Origin of the sequence: Sodalis sp. (in: enterobacteria) (assembly GCF_051710625.1) — a bacterium.
Classification (GTDB): Bacteria; Pseudomonadota; Gammaproteobacteria; order Enterobacterales; family Enterobacteriaceae; genus JBPESN01.
The window spans coordinates 1-17,825 of sequence record NZ_JBPESN010000011.1 but is presented as its reverse complement, the minus strand read 5'-3'; the positions used below and the strand labels follow the sequence as shown (position 1 = coordinate 17,825).

Annotated in this window: 14 protein-coding genes, 1 tRNA gene and 7 pseudogenes; 9 read left to right on the top strand and 13 right to left on the bottom strand. The window is 54.4% G+C overall.

What is annotated here, in order from left to right; genetic code table 11:
- The first annotated feature begins 298 nt into the window (after positions 1-298).
- Together ACTBDU_RS05020 and ACTBDU_RS05015 are read left to right on the top strand one after the other, a co-directional pair.
- Entirely contained in the window at positions 299-499 is a 201-nt protein-coding gene (locus tag ACTBDU_RS05020; protein ID WP_438805747.1) for a hypothetical protein, read from the top strand.
- Positions 500-703: 204 nt separating this feature from the next.
- Positions 704-922: a helix-turn-helix transcriptional regulator gene (locus ACTBDU_RS05015; RefSeq protein WP_438805760.1), complete on the top strand. Its 219-nt coding sequence runs from the start codon at positions 704-706 to the stop codon at positions 920-922.
- Here ACTBDU_RS05015 and ACTBDU_RS05010 read toward each other — a convergent pair.
- Positions 906-1,118 (bottom strand): hypothetical protein, encoded by a 213-nt coding sequence (locus ACTBDU_RS05010; protein ID WP_438805746.1) that lies wholly within the window; start codon positions 1,116-1,118, stop codon positions 906-908. The two genes, ACTBDU_RS05015 and ACTBDU_RS05010, sit on opposite strands and share 17 nt — an antisense overlap.
- Positions 1,119-1,435: 317 nt before the next feature.
- Here ACTBDU_RS05010 and ACTBDU_RS05005 point away from each other — a divergent pair.
- Positions 1,436-1,543 (top strand): annotated as a pseudogene (locus tag ACTBDU_RS05005) (ferredoxin); the annotation flags it as partial.
- Between the two features lie 37 nt (positions 1,544-1,580).
- On the opposite strand, the gene acpS reads toward ACTBDU_RS05005, so the two are convergent.
- The 7 genes and pseudogenes from acpS to ACTBDU_RS04970 form a co-directional block, all read right to left on the bottom strand.
- Complete coding sequence (gene acpS, locus ACTBDU_RS05000) at positions 1,581-1,961, bottom strand: holo-ACP synthase (protein ID WP_438805745.1); 381 nt, start codon at positions 1,959-1,961, stop codon at positions 1,581-1,583.
- Positions 1,961-2,692: a pyridoxine 5'-phosphate synthase gene (gene pdxJ, locus ACTBDU_RS04995; RefSeq protein ID WP_438805744.1), complete on the bottom strand. Its 732-nt coding sequence runs from the start codon at positions 2,690-2,692 to the stop codon at positions 1,961-1,963. The genes acpS and pdxJ overlap by 1 nt, the downstream gene beginning before the upstream one ends.
- 65 nt (positions 2,693-2,757) lie before the next feature.
- Positions 2,758-3,269 (bottom strand): annotated as a pseudogene (recO, locus tag ACTBDU_RS04990) (DNA repair protein RecO); the annotation flags it as partial.
- Between the two features lie 499 nt (positions 3,270-3,768).
- Positions 3,769-3,853 (bottom strand) — tRNA-Leu (locus tag ACTBDU_RS04985).
- 42 nt (positions 3,854-3,895) lie between these two features.
- Positions 3,896-5,023, bottom strand: a pseudogene (locus tag ACTBDU_RS04980) (IS3 family transposase).
- A gap of 289 nt (positions 5,024-5,312) precedes the next feature.
- Positions 5,313-5,918: pseudogene (gene nei, locus ACTBDU_RS04975) on the bottom strand (endonuclease VIII); the annotation flags it as partial.
- A gap of 57 nt (positions 5,919-5,975) precedes the next feature.
- Positions 5,976-6,200 carry a hypothetical protein gene (locus tag ACTBDU_RS04970; RefSeq protein ID WP_438805743.1) on the bottom strand — a complete coding sequence of 75 codons (225 nt, stop codon included), beginning with the start codon at positions 6,198-6,200 and terminating at the stop codon, positions 5,976-5,978.
- Positions 6,201-6,800: 600 nt separating this feature from the next.
- On the opposite strand from ACTBDU_RS04970, the pseudogene ACTBDU_RS04965 reads away from it, so the two are divergent.
- Positions 6,801-7,339 (top strand): annotated as a pseudogene (locus tag ACTBDU_RS04965) (DUF2501 domain-containing protein).
- 172 nt (positions 7,340-7,511) lie between these two features.
- On the opposite strand, the gene ACTBDU_RS04960 reads toward ACTBDU_RS04965, so the two are convergent.
- Together ACTBDU_RS04960 and ACTBDU_RS04955 are read right to left on the bottom strand one after the other, a co-directional pair.
- On the bottom strand, positions 7,512-7,964 hold the full coding sequence (locus tag ACTBDU_RS04960; protein WP_438805742.1) for a YncE family protein: 453 nt from the start codon (positions 7,962-7,964) through the stop codon (positions 7,512-7,514).
- Positions 7,965-8,090: 126 nt separating this feature from the next.
- Positions 8,091-8,339: a hypothetical protein gene (locus ACTBDU_RS04955; RefSeq protein ID WP_438805741.1), complete on the bottom strand. Its 249-nt coding sequence runs from the start codon at positions 8,337-8,339 to the stop codon at positions 8,091-8,093.
- A gap of 944 nt (positions 8,340-9,283) precedes the next feature.
- Here ACTBDU_RS04955 and ACTBDU_RS04950 point away from each other — a divergent pair.
- Both ACTBDU_RS04950 and ACTBDU_RS04945 read left to right on the top strand, forming a co-directional pair.
- Positions 9,284-9,919: a LysR family transcriptional regulator gene (locus tag ACTBDU_RS04950; RefSeq protein ID WP_438805740.1), complete on the top strand. Its 636-nt coding sequence runs from the start codon at positions 9,284-9,286 to the stop codon at positions 9,917-9,919.
- Positions 9,920-9,954: 35 nt separating this feature from the next.
- A complete protein-coding gene (locus tag ACTBDU_RS04945; RefSeq protein ID WP_438805739.1) occupies positions 9,955-10,182 on the top strand; it encodes a hypothetical protein in 228 nt (75 codons plus the stop codon).
- A 113-nt stretch (positions 10,183-10,295) separates the two neighbouring features.
- Here ACTBDU_RS04945 and lptG read toward each other — a convergent pair whose 3' ends face one another.
- A complete protein-coding gene (lptG, locus tag ACTBDU_RS04940) occupies positions 10,296-11,366 on the bottom strand; it encodes an LPS export ABC transporter permease LptG (protein ID WP_438805738.1) in 1,071 nt (356 codons plus the stop codon).
- Positions 11,366-12,466: an LPS export ABC transporter permease LptF gene (gene lptF / locus ACTBDU_RS04935; protein ID WP_438805737.1), complete on the bottom strand. Its 1,101-nt coding sequence runs from the start codon at positions 12,464-12,466 to the stop codon at positions 11,366-11,368. The genes lptG and lptF overlap by 1 nt, the downstream gene beginning before the upstream one ends.
- Before the next feature lie 279 nt (positions 12,467-12,745).
- Between lptF and pepA the strand changes: the two are divergent.
- The 3 genes and pseudogenes from pepA (at position 12,746) to ACTBDU_RS04920 (ending at position 17,654) form a co-directional block, all read left to right on the top strand.
- A pseudogene (pepA, locus tag ACTBDU_RS04930) lies at positions 12,746-14,255 on the top strand (leucyl aminopeptidase).
- A gap of 80 nt (positions 14,256-14,335) precedes the next feature.
- Positions 14,336-14,785: a DNA polymerase III subunit chi gene (locus ACTBDU_RS04925; protein WP_438805736.1), complete on the top strand. Its 450-nt coding sequence runs from the start codon at positions 14,336-14,338 to the stop codon at positions 14,783-14,785.
- A gap of 13 nt (positions 14,786-14,798) precedes the next feature.
- On the top strand, positions 14,799-17,654 hold the full coding sequence (locus ACTBDU_RS04920; RefSeq protein WP_438805735.1) for a valine--tRNA ligase: 2,856 nt from the start codon (positions 14,799-14,801) through the stop codon (positions 17,652-17,654).
- Here ACTBDU_RS04920 and ACTBDU_RS04915 read toward each other — a convergent pair.
- Positions 17,627-17,825, bottom strand: a pseudogene (locus ACTBDU_RS04915) (IS3 family transposase); the annotation flags it as partial. The gene ACTBDU_RS04920 and the pseudogene ACTBDU_RS04915 sit on opposite strands and share 28 nt — an antisense overlap.

Below are 17,825 nucleotides of genomic sequence, written 5' to 3'. Positions count from 1 at the left end.
ACAGCAACAAGCGCGGCGGCGCTGACCAGGTTGAAGGCCGCCGGACAAGGTTTCTGCGGCTGTCCGCCCCCTTCAGCATTACCCTTTGAAGTAAGGGGACAGTACTTTTTTTCCGCCCGCGTATTTGTGTAATTATTACTTTTATAAATAGTTTGGCATTTCCGAATCAGGCTAACGACTGCCGAGGAGGCACCCTCATGGAGCAACACGACAAAGGATTGTCCGCCGCGCTTACCCGGGGAACGCTCTATCAGCTACCACTGTTAACTTTAATGGAAAACGCCCCCTGCCGTGGGCATTGAAAAGTCACGATTCACGTTATGTTGATATCAATCAGGCGGCGCAAAATTTTGCCAATATTCCCGCAGGCTTTGACTATGAAGGCCGTCTGGACGGTGGATTCCTCACCCCATGGGCGAAATTCGCCGCCGATTATCAGGCCCACGACAGAAAAGCGCAGGCCAGCCCTGAGGGCGCGGAAATTATCACTACGTCCTAATTTCATCCGTAACGCGGTGCTGGAGTCGTGGTACTGCGCCAAATTTCCGATCTGATCTATGATAGCTAGGGAGAAATGTTGGGAACCTCCTGTTACGCCAAAAAGTTTACATTCCTCTCGCTGTGAGATTTCTGCAATCACCTGAAACCGTCGGTTATCAGGCCTCACGCCGCCTGACGACACCTTTAATTTAATGAGAAAGAGCTGGATATCATTTTTTTCGCCATACAGAAGTACAGCGCCAAAGCAATTGCCGCGGCGTTGGAATTATCACATCGAACGGTGGAGAATCGTTTATGCACGATTTACAGCAAGGTCGGCATAAATTCCTTGAGTGCCCTGATCGATTATTGCCAGGCGACGGGCTTGAATCACTATATACCCCATAAACGCCTCCGCGAGGGGGTCAACTTCTTCTGGTAATAACGTGACGACACCGGGCGACCCGGTACCGAGCTACGCCAAACCCACGCCCGCGCCTGCGGGCATAAGTGCCCCGCGTCTTCACAATAGTCTGGTTTAACTGGAAAGCGGCATAGTCATACACCTGTCCGGGAGCGCCGCTGTACACGCCCCGCCCTCGACAATCGACGTCCGGTTTGGTTATCAGGGTCGTCAAAATCGGCCTCCTTGCCGTTTCGTAATTGAACGCTATCGAGGAGCGTGGAAGGTCGCCATGATTGGGGTTAACGGGTTTATAGTGCGCGGCACTCTCGCTCCTTATGAACTGAGGTGTGCAATCAAGCTCATACACGCCTGCCGTTACAGGCAAAAAACGGCGGCGGAGAGCAATTGTGGGTGGTGGTGGCGCGTTGCCGGACTACGGTTAACCCGTTAACCGCGTCCGGCCCCCACCGACGGTAAGCAGAAGAAAGTCAATTAGACGCACTCACTCTCGCTGACTGATTAACCTGGTTTGAAGGGTAGTTTGTTGAAATGTCTTTACTCATCACTAAACGCCGCATCAATTGCGACATGTGCGAGCCGGAGTGCCCGAACGAAGCTATCAGCATGGGCGCGGAGTATTATCAGATCAACGCCGATCATTTGTAGTTTGATAATGCCGCAAACCGCACGGGCGTCATCGCTCAAAAATGACCGTCGCGCAGGTATAGTGCCGCTCATCGGCCAAGGTAACGTGCATACCGGTAACGCCTAACCGATTGGCCATCGCCGCCGCCTGATCAAATAACCGCAGCGAAGGTTTACCCAACGCATCGTTGCAGACTTCGAACTGGGCGAAGGCCAGCCCATCACAGATACCGGTACCCAACGCCTTGGATGCCGCCTCTTTCACCGCAAAACGTTTGGCGAGAAACCGTACCGGCTGATTGTGCTGCTGATACTGTTGCCACTCATCGGGACTAAGGATCCGCCGTGCCAGCCGATCGCCGCTGCGGGAGACGACCGCCTCAATGCGTCCTATCTCGACGATATCGGTACCGATGCCGATAATCGCCATCAGCTGCGCGCTTCACGCATCAGACGTTTCATGTCCCTCACCTCATCTGCCAGGCCGCCGATGACGGCGCGGCTGATAATCGCGTGGCCGATGTTCAGCTCTTGCATCTGCGCCAACGCGGCCACCGGTTTGACATTGTGATAATCAAGCCCGTGGCCGGCATTGACTTTCAAACCCAACTTGACGGCAAAGTCCGCGCTCTGACGGATACGGGCGAACTCTGCCGCGCGGGAGACCTCATCGGTCGCATCGGCATAGGCGCCGGTATGAATTTCAATATAGGGCGCGCCCACGTCCGCTGCCGCCGCAATTTGCCGCTCATCAGCGTCGATGAACAGCGACACCTGGATACCGGCAGCGCTTAAACGGGTCACGGCCTGGCGCAGCTTTTCCGGCTGGCTGGCGACATCCAGCCCGCCTTCGGTGGTCACTTCCTGGCGCTTTTCCGGCACCAGACAGCAAAAATGCGGCGCCACATCGCAGGCAATAGCGATCATCTCTTCCGTCACCGCCATTTCCAGATTCATGCGGGTTTGAATCGTCTTGCGCAACAGTTGGACATCACGATCGGTGATATGCCGGCGGTCCTCGCGCAGATGCACGGTGATGCCGTCAGCGCCCGCCTGCTCGGCGATAAAAGCCGCTTGAACCGGATCCGGCCACGCCGTGCCGCGTGCATTGCGCAACGTCGCAATATGATCGATATTCACGCCCAGCAACAATTCAGACATCCTCTTCCCCTGACATTGGTAGGTATTGTGTCGTAGTGTAAACCAGCGCTGTAGCCCAGACCAGTTTATTGCGTGCCTTCGTCACCGTCCGCCCCGTCTCCCCCCGCCTTGCGCGTGGCTGCCACGCCGGCGCTCGCCTGCGGTGTCGCCTGCGGGCGCCGGTCAAGAAACTGACGAAACAGCTTGCGGCTCTTTAACGGTTTGCCGCCCAAATAGGGTTTAAGCGCCATATGGGTGGAACCGCTTGGCGGCGCGCAACGTGTCAATATCGGGAAACTCCCGCTCTGCCAAGGCCTGCAGCCTCTCGCCCGCTGAAGCTGTAGCGATCTAAAAGTACGCTGGCGGTAAAACCTTTCTCTTCACAGTAACGGTAACGGTAACGGTAGGTCATAGCATCATCGATCGGCTCACCGCTGCCGGCACAGTGGAGAAAATCGACGCCGTAACCCAAATGCGACAGCAACGCCAGCTCAAAACGGCGCAGGGCCGGCTCCGGCAAACCCGTGGTGCCCGCCCGCCCCAGCCATTGCAAACAGTGGGGGTAATCGTAAAACAGCGTAGAGTAATCTGTGGGGTGGCAATCATTTTTGGACTCTCAAGGGGAACGATGGGTTAGCCGGAAGCCCTTTACTGACGCGGCTTACAGCGATTTTAAGGATTCTGGACTCGTCGCAAAAAAATGAGCAGAAAATGATTTTTTTGCACTATATTCTGGATTGGATTGGATTGGATTGGATTGGATTGGATTGGATTGGATTGGTTGTAGTTTGAGTAAGTTTGAAGGCCATTTAAACAGTTTTTTATTAATGATTATATTAATATATTTAGATTTTATCTATTCAAACGGCTCTTTTGCTATCGCTTGTTAACGTTTCTTCTCCTGCCTCATTTCTGCCATTGTAGTAATTTTAGTTGACCACTACAAACCGGAAATACCATCATCTGTACCAACATATGTTGGTAGATGTATGTTGAAGTCGGTTGACCTTGAGAGAGTTAATAAAACGAAAAGGGTGAGTAACTGCTGGATTTTAGGCATAAAAAAAGACCTCAGTTGAGGTCCATTTACATGCTTTTGGTGCCGAAGGCCGGACTCGAACCGGCACACCCGAAGGCGGTTGATTTTGAGTCAACTGCGTCTACCGATTTCGCCACTTCGGCACTGTAGGGTCAACTAAAACTGGTCACCGCGTTAGCGTTTTTTTAGTATCTATTTTCTGATTCGTTTGGTGGCAACCCACCGTTATATTTATGCGGCCTGAGTGCGCTGTAATATCTTACGATATAGTCGGTAATTTCATGAGCTGCTTCGCTGAAGCTTATGTAGCCCGTTACTGGTATCCACTCGTTTTTCAGACTTCTGGAGAAGCGCTCCATCGGACTGTTATCCCAACAGTTACCCCGTCGACTCATGCTTTGTTTGATCCGGTCACGCCACAGCAACTGTCGGAACTGCCTGCTCGTATAGTGGCTACCCTGATCGCTGTGGAACATTACTTCGGCTGGTTTACCACGCGGTTCCCCATGCCATTTCCAGTGCTTTGATGGTCAGTCTGCTGTCCGGGGAGAACGACATAGCCCAGCCCACCGGTTTCCTCGCGAACAGATGCAAGAACAACCGCAAGGTATCCCCAGCGTTTCCCGGTCCAGATATACGCCACATCGCCGCACCATAGCTGGTTTGGCTCCGTTATAGTGAACTGGCGCTCAAGATAATTCGGTATTTCAACGTGTTCATTGCCGCCGCGTTTGTATTTGTGAGCCAGTAGCTGCCAGCTGGCGATACCCAGCTCTTTCATGAGCCTGCCTGCGCATCTGGAAGCCTCTCTGGGTTGCCATGGTGGCGATACTTCTCGCGCCAGCTGCACCATGGCTGATACTGTGCAGTTCATGAACCTGACTGCGCAATACCTCTCGCCTACCGTCTGGCCTGTCAGGACGACTTTCCTAGTATTTGTAACTGCTGCGATGAACTCTGAACATGTGGCAGAGTGTGGCTACAGGATAATGCGCTCTGAGTTTCCCGATTAACGAGAACTGTTCAGGGAGTCTGACATCAAGAGCGCTGTAGCCTTTTTTAATATTTCGTTTTCCATTTCAATGCATTGTACCTTCTTCTTGAGCTTATGTATTTCGATTTGTTTCGGGGTTATGGGAGAGACTTTTGGCGTTTTCCCCTGTCGCTCATCACGCAGTTGTTTTACCCATTTCGTCATCGTAGAAAGGCCGACGTCCATGGCTTCTGCTGCTTGCGCGGCGGTGTAATTTTGGTCGACAACCAGTTGAGCGGATTCGCGTTTGAATTCAGGACTAAAATTTCTTCTTTTGCATTGGTGCACCCGTCTTGTTCTGAGGTGAGCATATCACCTCAGTTCAGGTGGCCAAATTCAGTGTGCCACTAAACATTAAAGGGGTACGGATAGCGAGGTGCATTATACCGTTAACAGATCCCGGCGCAATACTAATCCGTCCTTTCGGTGTGCAACTGCTGAAAAAATGGTCTCATTCTGTATTACCGTGACTGTTGGCTCATGTTAGCAACCTGAACATCGCTGCCGTCCCCGTGCCTGTCAACCCCCTCTGTTAGCCAGGGTGCCGGTACTTTTCATGTTCCTGCTGTCTACTGCTGGCAGCCCGGGCACCAGTAAAACGGGCGGGCGGAAAAAGTGGTTTTTTCTATGTCATGACTGCAGCGCTCGCAGGCTTTTCCGGCTCGATGAAAGGCGCGAAAGCGGAACGTGGCGCCGTGGTGATCTTTGGCGCCGGGTTGGCCGCGGGTGGTGTAAGATAAGCGCGAAATGTCGAGAATCGCCTGGCATAAGAGCCGCTGTTGCTCTTCGTTGAGATCTCGCGGCCGATGGTGAGCCATTAACCGTGCCTGCCACAATATCTCTACCCGCAGATAGTTTCCTAGACCGGCGATAAAGGACTGATCCAACAGCAGCGCGCCAAGCTGGCGGCCGGAAAAGTGTTTAGGTATCAGCCGCGCCAGCACGGTGTCCACCGCCAGTAGCGGGTCCAGCAACATCCGGGCCGATGCGCAGCAGAAAAAATGCGCAGCCACTTCCTCGGAGCTGAGTATACTGATTTCGGAAGCGCTGTAGAGCAGGATGGCGGCGTTGTGGTTTTCCAGGCGCCCGCGCAGATCGCGTTTTGTTACCGGCGTTTCACCCGCGTTGACGACGCGCCAGACGCCGTACAGTTGGTTGTGGCTGTAAAGTACATGTCCATTGGGAAATTAATGGAGCATCGCTTTGCCACACGCCTCGATCCTGTCGATGGTTTACCCGGTCAAAACTGTCTCCCATCGTTTCAGATGGGGAAAGGCAAACCAGGTCAGGGTAAGCGGTAAATTTGACATCGCCAGCATGAGGCTGTCGGCTGCACGACGTATTTCCGGTCCTTCCGGCATTTCCATTTTCTCCATCCGCAGTGGTGCAATAATAGCACCCGGCGGGAAATGGCGTCTAAGCGTAATCAATGTCGACAGCATACTGCGTACCGTCACTGGCCCTATGTTGGTCGGGGATACACCACGTCGCCGGGCTTCCTGGTAAGGGCTAAATCTTATTTGATAAGATACTGGCTGCAGTGCTACCCCACAGCGCGGTGCTAACAAGCGTGCCAGTTAGAGCTTATTCGCCTAATTATCGCGTTCACTGAGTTGTAACACCTGTCGGCAAGTGGACAAGCACCGACGGCAACAGCAGCGATGACCATTTCAGCTATTCAGCTATTTTGATTACTTCATTTACACTAGCGACTTTCGTGACCTAAGCTACTTCCGCGACCTCTGCAACCTGGCCCCTTAGCACCCTAACACCCCAACAGTTTGGCACTTTATCATCCCTGCTTCCCTGCTTCCCTGCTTCCCTGCTTCCCAGCGATCTTATCGACCTCTGCAACTTCAGCCCGTCATGACTAACGTCGCTCATCCGGACAGTATCTCTCTCATCGGCAGGAATTATCCCAAAAAGCGCCTTGTGCGGTAGGTTTGCCCGACATTTCGCTGCCCAACAGGCGTTGACGCGGCATACTGGGGCAATAACGCCTGCATGACCGCAACGTTTTGCAGGCCCATTATCTATTAATGAATCAGGAGCTCGTTATGGTGATTCCCTCTCGCCGCCTGCTGTGCGCGCTGGGTGTTTACGCCGCTATGGCTGGCGGCATAGCGCAAGCGGCAAGCTGGGTAAATTCTGCCGCCAACGTAGCCAATAGTTTGAATCAATCGAACGCTAACAGTGGTACGCAGAACAGTATCGCAACCAACAATAGCGGCACTTCCTTGACTTCACTGGCCGGGCTACTGAACGGCGGCGATAAAGCGCTGAGCTCCGGCACGATGACCAATGCCGCCGGCGTGCTGCAATACTGCGTTAAAAACAATCTGCTGTCCGCCGGCAGTACCTCTACGGTAAAAGACCAGCTGCTGACCAAGCTGGGTATTAACAATACTGCTTCGGCCTCCTCCCTCCTCCACTGCTAAAACGCAGGATTACCAGTCCGGCCTGGCTGGGTTTAATACCCGCCAGGGCAATGCCGTGGACTTACTTGAACGCCCTCAGCACCTCACAGCTGACGGAAAAGGTAAAAACCAAAGCCTGTGATCTCGTTCTTAAGCAGAGTAAAAACTTCATTTTCTGAAGTACTTAATAGCAGGAAAATGCTGGTTGCTGCCCAGCCCGCTGACGGGAATGCCAGCGGGTAAAAGACGCTGGTTCAACCAGGAAGCGGGGCGCCGCCGCCCTCATTTACATTGTAAAGAGGCGCCGATGCAGCGCGCAACGACGCTATTGTAACCCCGATGAGCTTATCGCTATGCGCCCACCAGAGGAAAATAGCTAAGCACCTCGCATCCCTCGCCCACCCGCGGCGTGGCGATCACCTGCAGCAGGTTCAAATCGATTACGCTTAGGGTGCCGTCATCCTCGTTAGCAATCAGCAAAAGGGCGTCGTCAGGGCTGAAGCAGCCATCCATCGGCTTATTGCCGACGTTCAGGCTGGCTAGCGGTGTGAGTTCGCCGTCCAGCAGCGTAACCACCGGTTCGCCGTCGTCAATCACCGCCAGCAGCGAACCGTCGGCATTGAAACGGACGACTTGTACGCCCTGGTGATGAAAATCCAGAGTCAGCGTGCCGCGCAGTTGATGGCTGTCGCTATCGACAATATACAGCGCCGGGCGCTCCGCGGCGGCGGCCACAAGATAGGGATTACGGGGTGAGGCGGCGATACCGCCGATCGGCCCCGGCATCGCAATGGTATCCAGCACGCGTCCCGGCGAGACGGCAATATCTACCGCGGTAATGCTGGCGTCCTTTTCATTTTCCGTGAACAGTTTTTCCCCGAGGGGGTCATGGTCAGGCGGTGGGTGTTAGCGGAGGGGGTAGCGATCTGGTCAACCACCCGGCACCCGGTTATCATCGGTGTCGATCACTACGATCGCGCGGCTATTCTCACAGCACAGATAAAGGCGCCCGTCATCGCTGATGCGCCCGGTATGCGGAGATTGCAGCGGGCTGATGTCAATAAAGCCTTTCAGCACGCGCCGCGCCAGATCGATAACAGCAATTTTATGCCCCGGATGCGGGTTGTCGCCGTGTACGCCGCCGTCTCCGTAAAGGGGAACATAAGCCTTCAGCCGCAATCACCAACTCATGGGGGCGAGGAGGAAAGCCGTTTGACCTTTGCTGTACAGCGTAGCTGACGGGATCAAGAAACAAGACGTTTGAGCCTTGTTTGTCTACAGCAATCAGGCCATAGACGCCGGCGAGTGTGGTCATAGTGGTTATCCTTCTTGGCAATATCTACCCTAAGAATAGTTCATCATGCAAGGTTTGGCGCCAGCGCACGCAGCGTTTACACTGGCAACAACGTCGATACGCGCTCAAACACAGACAAGAATTAAACCGCCGCCGCCAATGCCGGTACAGGCACTGACGGTGACCAAAACTTTAGCCTCGGCGCCAAAACCGACGTCGGCACTTACGATAACGATGCAGGCAGCGACAACGGTACCGCCCTGGTTCTGTCCGTAGGCGCGGCACCCGTGGAGTCCCCCCTGTGCTGATAAACGTATCCTGGACGACCCAGGCGGCGGCACCAGGCGGTAAACACGTTGAGAAATCATGCGAGAGATTGTGGTAAAAATGCGGCTTAGCATCCCGTGTAACATGAGCCAACAATTAATTTATTTTCGTATTAATAATATATTAAATGGCAATAAAATTAGTCCAACGGTGGGAGGATTTGATTTATGTTGTAGGTTTTAAAATAAATAACCCACTATTTACCCACAGATAATAACATTATTCCCCGTGGGGGAATAAGGAGGTCAAGCCAGCAATAGCGCCCGTTGCAGGGTGATCGGTCGGCAAAGCGATAACTCTGGACTAAAGGAAAAGGTTAATTTAATGTTATCATGATTAAAAAATCAAAGATAGAATCATTAGTTACCAAAAGCAGTTAACTATCGCGCCCAATGTTATTTTCTCTCCCGACCTTGTCAGGAGCGTTTAATGGCTTGGATTCCTTAATATTCGTTTACTAACGAATATCCCACAAACCAGCCATTTAACGAATGCCTCTTATATGAATAACTTTGACTTTAATTTATTAGTGGTTCTCAACGCATTACTGGAAGACTGTAGCGCCAATCTGGCTGCCAGGAAGCTAAACGTCACCGCGCCGGCCATCAGCAAATCGCTGAATAAAATCCGCGCCTTATTCAATGATCCGATTCTGGTGCGCAGTGGCAGCAAATTAATTCCCACACCCAAAGCGATCGCATTAAAGAAGGATGTTAGACAACTCGTCAATCGGATTGAATCCATGCTTAACACCAATATGGCGTTTGAGCCGCATATCACCACCGTCTCATTTACCATCGCCGCCAACGCCCCTATCGTGTTCACCCTTAACGCGCTCCTGTTCTGCGAGGTTCAGCGCAGCGCGCCAAATGTGTTTATTAATCTGGTGCATGACTCGGACTATGACAACGATTTTCTCCGCTCAAACGATATTGATCTCTATATCGGTGAGATGCGCAGTTTAAACCCAGAGATTACCATTCGCACTATTCACTCGGCGAAATGTTACTTTATGTGCCGTTGCGGCTACCCGATCTTGGCCAGCGATAAAAGCATAGACAATCTGCTGAAATATCATTTTATGCAAACCAAGGAGAAGTATCCGATAGGGACCGACGAGACGGCGAAATATTTCTAGTCGGCGCGCCATGTGATGGGGCCACGCCGGGCTATATGGCGACCATGAACGCCATTACCCATTCCGATGCGCTGGCTATCGTGCCTGATTTTATGGTCACCACAATGAAGAAATTGAATGTAGCGGTGGAATTCTTCAGCGCCGATTTCGATCTGGGTAAGCGTAGTATTATCCAGGAATGGCATTCAAAAAATAATCACTCACTGTGCCACAAGTGGTTGCGGGATTCGACCAAAGGCATGTTTATTGACAGCATGAAATAATTTGCCGCTGTTGGCATGACACAGCATTAAGGTCCAAAATGAAAGTTACGGCAATAAAAAAACGGCGCTGACGGAATTAGCGATCAGCGCCTCACCAGGTAATATCGAGCGCGTCACCGACGCCGTAACAGCATGACAATACTGATAATGAGAAACGCCATACTGGGTAGCAATGCTCCAAACACGGGCGGCATGTTGTACACCAGACTCAGTGGTCCGAAGATCTGATCCAAAACGTAAAACAAGAACCCGAAGCTTATCCCGGTAACCACCCGTACCCCCATAGGGACGCCGCGCAGCGGTCCGAAAATAAACGACAAGGCCATGAGCATCATCACCGCCACCGAGAACGGCGAGAAAATCTTGCTCCACATATTCAGCTGGTAACGGTTGGATTCCTGCCCGCTCTGCTTGAGATAGTTGACGTAATTGTACAGCCCCGAAATGGACAACGAATTGGGCTCCAGCGCGACAACACCCAGTTTATCCGGCGTGAGATTGGTCTTCCATTCGCCGTTCAGGGTTTGCCGGCCGGTGATTTGCTTGTCGTTGGTCAAATTCGATTCGTCCACCTGCGACAATTTCCAACTTCCGTTGCTGAACGTGGCCGTGGCGGCATAGCGCAGCGACTGCAGCCGCTCCGCCTTATCAAAATGGTAAATATTGACGCCGACCAGCTCATCGCTGCCCACCACCCGCTCGATGAAAATAAAGTCGTTACCGTCCTTGGCCCACAGCCCGTTCTGGGTTGAGAGCATGGAGCCGCCGTAAATCATCTGAGTCCGATAATTGTAGGCCATTTGCTCACCCGCCGGCGCCACCCATTCACCGATAGCCATGGTCAAGAGCGCCAGCGGAATAGCGGTTTTCATCACGGAGCCAGCAACCTGCATACGGCTGAAACCGGACGCCTGCATCACCACCAGTTCACTGCGGGTTGCCAGCAAACCCAGCCCCAGCAGCGCGCCCAACAGCGCCGCCATCGGGAAGAAAATCTCGATATCCTTGGGGACGCTGAGCAGGGTAAACAACCCCGCGCCCAGCGCTGAATAGCCGCCCTGGCCCACTTTGCGCAACTGTTCGACGAATTTGATAATGCCCGAAAGCGATACCAGCATGAACAGGGTCATCATGATGGTATTGAAGATCGTTTTACCGACATAGCGGTCTAACATACCGAACATCAGGCCGCTCCTCTCGCATGCAGACGCCCGCGAAGCCTTCTCGCCGGTACGCTGTCCCATAAATTCAGTACCAGCGCCAGCGCCAGGTACGCCACATTGGTCAGCCACATCCACAGCATCGGGTCAAGCTTGCTTTTGGCGCCGTTGGAGCGTAGCGAGGTTTGCAGTAGGAAGAAAATCAGATACAGCAACATGGCAGGCAACATGCTCACCACCCGCCCCTGGCGTGGGTTGACCACCAACAGCGGCACCACCATCATTGCCATGATCAGCACCGAGACCACCAGCGTAAATCGCCAGTGCAGTTCGGCGCGCGCCTCGGGCTCCGGGGAGCGCCATAGCTGGCGCAGCGACATCTGCTCAGCGTCGGTGCCGTCCACCGCCACCGCCCGGTGACCGATAACCGCCTGATATTGAGTGAAATCGGTAATGCGGAAATCGCGCAGTAGCGCGGTCCCCTCATAGCGGGTGCCCTTGTCCAGCATGACCAGTTGTGATCCGTCGGGCCGCTGGCTCATATGGCCGCGGTCCGCTATCACCACGGAAGGGCGCGCGTTGCCGTTCGGCTTAAGCTGCGCCAGGAATACATGTTCAAAGCCTTTATCTTTGACGTTGCCGACGAACAGCACCGAATTGCCGTTTTCCGCCGGTTTGAATTGCCCCTCGACCAACGCCGCCATGCTGGGATTGGCTTTGGCTTTCGACATGACCAGATCCTGATGGCGTGACGACCAGGGTGAAAGCCATACCACATTCACCGCCGCCAGTATTGCGGTAATCAGGCTAAGCAGCAGCGCCGCACGGGTCAATATGCTTTTACCCAACCCGCAGGCGTGCATAACCATAATTTCGCTTTCGGTGTACATCCGGCTCAAGGTCATCAACAACCCCAGAAAGAGACTCAGGGGTAGGATCAGTTGCGCCATTTCAGGCACGCCCAAGCCGAGTAAGGATAAAACCAGGTTTGTCGGGATATCGCCATCCACCGCTGCACCCAGGATCCGCACCAGCTTTTGACAGAAAAAAATCAAAAGCAGGATAAACAAAGTGGCGAGCTGGTTTTTAAATGTCTCCCAAACCAGATATTTAGTGATTATCACGCTTATTTCGCCTGCGAAAACTTGTCTTTTTGCAGGAAAATCGATAATTTCATCGCTAATCCCTCATTAATACGCATCAAATAGCCATCTTTATCGCTAGATAGAGTGTAACAACATTAAGCGCTCGGCCGAGCCATGAGAACGCACTGATTGTCGACAGAATAGCCTCCTTTGCGTCGTTCAGATTAACACATAGAGTGAATGCAAAGGCGGGACAATGACGGAAAAGTCTATTTTATCCCGCGCTACCGTCTTTGTCTTTAAGATTGAGGAGAGTGCATGGAGTTCAGTGTAAAAAGCGGTAGCCCGGAAAAACAACACAGCGCCTGTATCGTCGTCGGGGTATTTGAACCACGTCGTCTATCCCCGATTGCCGAACAGCTCGATAAAATCAGCGATGGCTATATCAGCGCGCTGCTACGTCGTGGTGAACTCGAAGGCAAGGTCGGACAAATGTTGTTGCTGGCATCATGTCCCGAATGTGCTGTCCGAACGAATTTTGCTTATCGGCTGCGGTAAAGAGGGCGAGCTGGATGAGCGCCAGTATAAGCAGGTCATTAACAAAACCATTAATACACTGAACGACACCGGCTCGATGGAGGCCGTGTGCTTTTTGACCGAGCTGCACGTCAAAGGGCGCAATACCTATTGGAAAGTGCGCCAGGCGGTGGAAACGGCGAAAGAGACGCTTTATACCTTTGATCAGCTGAAAAGCAATAAAATTGAACCGCGCCTACCGCTGCGTAAAATGGTGTTCAATGTGCCGACGCGCCGCGAGCTGATTAGCGGCAAGCGCGCGATTTCGCACGGTCTGGCGATTGCCGCCGGCATCAAGGCCGCTAAAAACTTGGGTAACATGCCGCCCAATATTTGCAATCCCGCCTACCTGGCCTCCCAAGCGCGCCAGCTGGCCAACGGCTACGGCAAAACCACCACCGGGGTTATCGGCGAACAGCAGATGAAAGAGCTGAGGATGAACGCCTATCTGGCGGTAGGCCAGGACTCGGCCAATGAATCGCTGATGTCGGTCATCAAGTATAAGGGTAGCCCTGACGCCGACGCGCGGCCTATTGTGCTGGTCGGTAAAGGGCTGACCTTTGACGCCGGCGGCATTTCCATCAAGCTCGCCGACAGCGTGGATGAAATGAAATACGACATGTGCGGTGCCGCGACCGTGTATGGCGTAATGCGCATGGCGATGGAGCTTAATTTGCCGCTGAATATCGTCGGCGTACTGGCCGGTTGCGAAAACATGGTGGACGGCCGCGCATTCCGGCCCGGCGATGTGTTGACCACCTTTTCCGGCCAAACGGTGGAAGTATTAAATACCGGTGCCGAGGGGCGGTTGGTGCTGTGCGATGCCCTCACCTATGTCGAGCGTTTCGAGCCGGAGGTGGTGATTGATGTCACCACGCTGACCGGCGCCTGCGTTATCGCGCTGGGGCATCATTTGACCGGGCTGATGTCGAACCACAATCTTCTGGCCCATGAGCTTATCGCCGCCGCCGAACAGGCCGGGGACCGCGCCAGGCGTTTGCCGCTGGGGGATGAGTTCTAGGAACAGCTGGAATCAAATTTCGCCGATATGGCGAACATCGGCGGCCGGCCGGGCGGCGCGATTACCGCCGGTTGCTTCCTGTCCCGTTTCGCGCGTAAATATAATTGGGCGCATCTGGACATCGCCGGTACCACCTGGCGCTCCGGTAAAGCCAAGGGCGCCTCGGGCCGTCCGGTAGCGATGCTGTCGCAATTCTTGCTTAACCGCGCCGGACTCAACGGTGACGAGTAACCGTAAAAAAGGTATGCTTGCACGGGCGGCGCTTGCCGCCCGCTGTTTTTTCCGTAACCCCCTTATTGACTTAACGGCACATGAAAAACGCAACTTTCTACCTGCTCGACCAACATGCCATCAGCGATGGGCTGACCGCCGTGGAGCGACTCGCCTGCGATTTGGCGGCCGATAAATGGCGGCAGGGGAAAAGGGTGCTTATCGCCTGTGAGGACGATGCTCAGGCGCTCAGGCTCGAGGAGGCGCTATGGGCGCGCGATCCCCAAGCGTTCGTGCCGCACAACCTGGCGGGGGAAGGTCCGCGCTACGGCGCGCCGGTGGAGCTTTGCTGGCCGCAGTGCCGCGGCAATGCACCGCGGGATCTGCTGATTAGCCTGCTGCCGGCCTGTGCGGATTTTGCCTCCGCTTTCCATGAAGTGATAGACTTCGTCCCGGATGAAGATGCTTTAAAACAGTTGGCGCGCGATCGTTATAAAGCGTATCGCAGCGTCGGCTTCCAATTGACTACGGCCACGCCGCCAACGCAGTGATTAACGACGCATAATGGACAAAACATACAATCCCAAAGATATCGAGCAGCCGCTGTATGAGCACTGGGAGCAGCAGGGCTATTTCAAGCCGAACAACGATACCCGGCAGGATAGCTACTGCATCATGATCCCGCCGCCCAACGTGACCGGCAGCTTGCATATGGGCCATGCCTTCCAGCAGACCATTATGGATACCCTGATTCGTTATCAGCGTATGCAGGGCAAAAATACCCTGTGGCAGGCGGGTACCGATCACGCCGGCATCGCGACGCAGATGGTGGTAGAGCGGAAAATCGCAGCTGAAGAGGGAAAAACTCGGCACGATTACGGCCGCGACGCCTTCATCGACAAGATTTGGCAGTGGAAAGCCCAATCCGGCGGCACGATTACCCATCAAATGCGCCGGCTGGGTGACTCCGTGGACTGGGAACGCGAGCGGTTCACCATGGACGAAGGGCTGTCCAACGCGGTGAAAGAAGTGTTCGTGCTCCTATACCAGGAAAATTTGATTTACCGCGGCAAACGCCTGGTGAACTGGGACCCAAAATTACGCACCGCGATTTCTGATCTCGAAGTGGAGAACCGCGAGTCGAAAGGCGCTATGTGGCACCTGCGCTACCCCCTTGCCGACGGCGTGCGTACCGCCGACGGTCTGGATTATCTGGTGGTCGCCACCACGCGGCCGGAAACCATGCTCGGCGATACCGGCGTGGCGCTGAACCCGGAGGATCCGCGCTATCGCGATTTAATAGGTCAGTTTGTCATTCTGCCGCTGGTCGGCCGCCGCATCCCGATTGTCGGCGACGAGCACGCTGACATGACTAAAGGCACCGGCTGCGTCAAAATCACGCCGGCGCATGACTTTAACGACTATGAGGTCGGAAAGCGCCACGCGCTGCCGATGATCAACATCCTGACCTTTGACGGTAATATCCGTCAGGACGGCGAGGTATTCGATACCTTCGGCGAGGCCAGCGACGTCGTGTCAGGCGAAATTCCGGCGCCCTTCCGTGGTTTGGAGCGCTTCGCCGCCCGCAAGGCGATCGTGGCGGAATTCGATCGACTGGGCCTGCTGGTCGAGGTCAAGGCCCACGATCTCATGGTCCCTTACGGCGATCGCGGTGGCGTGGTCATCGAGCCGATGCTGACCGACCAATGGTACGTCCGCGCCGCACCACTGGCGAAAGTGGCGGTGGAAGCAGTGGAACAAGGGGAGATCCAGTTCGTGCCGAAGCAGTATGAAAACATGTATTTCAGCTGGATGCGCGATATTCAGGATTGGTGCATTTCCCGCCAGCTGTGGTGGGGGCACCGTATACCGGCCTGGTATGACGCCGAGGGGCGGGTCTATGTGGGCCGCAGCGAGGCCGAAGTACGCCAGCAGCATCAGTTGGCAGATGACGTGACGCTGGGCCAGGACGACGACGTGCTGGATACCTGGTTCTCTTCCGGGCTGTGGACCTTCTCTACCCTCGGCTGGCCGGAAAACACCGACGCCCTGCGCACCTTCCACCCCACAAGCGTAGTGGTAAGCGGCTTCGACATTATCTTCTTCTGGATTGCGCGCATGGTCATGCTGACCATGCATTTCATCAAGGATGAGAACGGTAAGCCGCAGGTGCCGTTCAAAACCGTCTACATGACCGGTTTGATCCGCGATGAGGAAGGGCAGAAGATGTCCAACTCCAAAGGTAACGTCATTGATCCGCTGGACATGGTGGATGGCATCTCGCTGGCTGATTTGGTCCAAAAGCGTACCGGCAACATGATGCAGGCGCAGCTGGCGGATAAAATCCGCAAACGCACCAAAAAACAGTTTCCCAACGGCATCGAGCCGCACGGTACCGATGCTCTGCGCTTCACGCTGGCGGCGCTGGCCTCTACCGGTCGCGATATCAACTGGGACATGAAACGTCTGGAGGGGTATCGCAATTTCTGTAATAAATTGTGGAACGCCAGCCGTTTTGTATTGATGAACACCGAAGAGCAAGACTGCGGTTTTCACGGTGGCGACAAAGTGTTGTCGCTGGCAGATCGCTGGATCCTGGCGGAATTTAACCAGACGGTGAAGGCGTTCCGCGAGGCGCTGGATAATTATCGCTTCGATCTGGCGGCCGGCATTTTATACGAGTTTACCTGGAACCAGTTCTGCGACTGGTATCTGGAGCTGACCAAGCCGGTGATGAGCGGCGGCAGCGACGACGAGCTGCGCGGTACCCGCCATACTCTGGTTACGGTGCTGGAAGCGCTGCTGCGGTTGGCGCACCCGATCATTCCGTTTATTACTGAAACCATCTGGCAGCGGGTGAAAACCCTTACCGGCGACCAGGGTGACACCCAGATGCTGCAACCGTTTCCGTCATACGATGCGGCGCTGGTGGATGCCGACGCACTCACCGATTTGGAATGGATCAAGCAAGCGATCGTCGCGGTGCGTACCATTCGCGCTGAGATGAATATCGCCCCCGCCAAGCCGCTAGCGGTGCTGCTGCGCCAGGCATCCCCCGTGGTAGTGCGCCGGGTGAACGAGAATCTGAGTTTTATGCTCGCCCTGGCGCGGCTTGACAGCATTACCCTGCTGCCGGCAGACGATAAAGGGCCGGTTTCCGTCACCCAGATTATCGACGGCGCCGAATTGCTGATTCCGATGGCGGGTCTGGTCGATAAGGACGCCGAACTGGACCGTCTGGCGAAAGAAGCCGCGCGCATCGACGGCGAAATCAGCCGTATTGCTGCCAAGCTCGGCAACGAGGACTTTATCGGCCGCGCACCGGAGGCGGTGGTAGCGAAAGAGCGCGAGAAGCTGGAAAGCTATCAGCAATCCAGGGCGAAATTGCTGGAACAGCAGGCGATTATCGCCGGTTTATAAGCGCGCCCTTGCCGGGGGCAGCGCCCCATGCGGAAGCCTCTCTAGGTTGCCATGGTGGCGATACTTCTCGCGCCAGCGGCACCATGGCTGATACTGTGCAGTTCATGAACCTGACTGCGCAATACCGTTCGCCTGCCGTCTGGCCTGTCAGGACGACTTTTCCAGTATTTG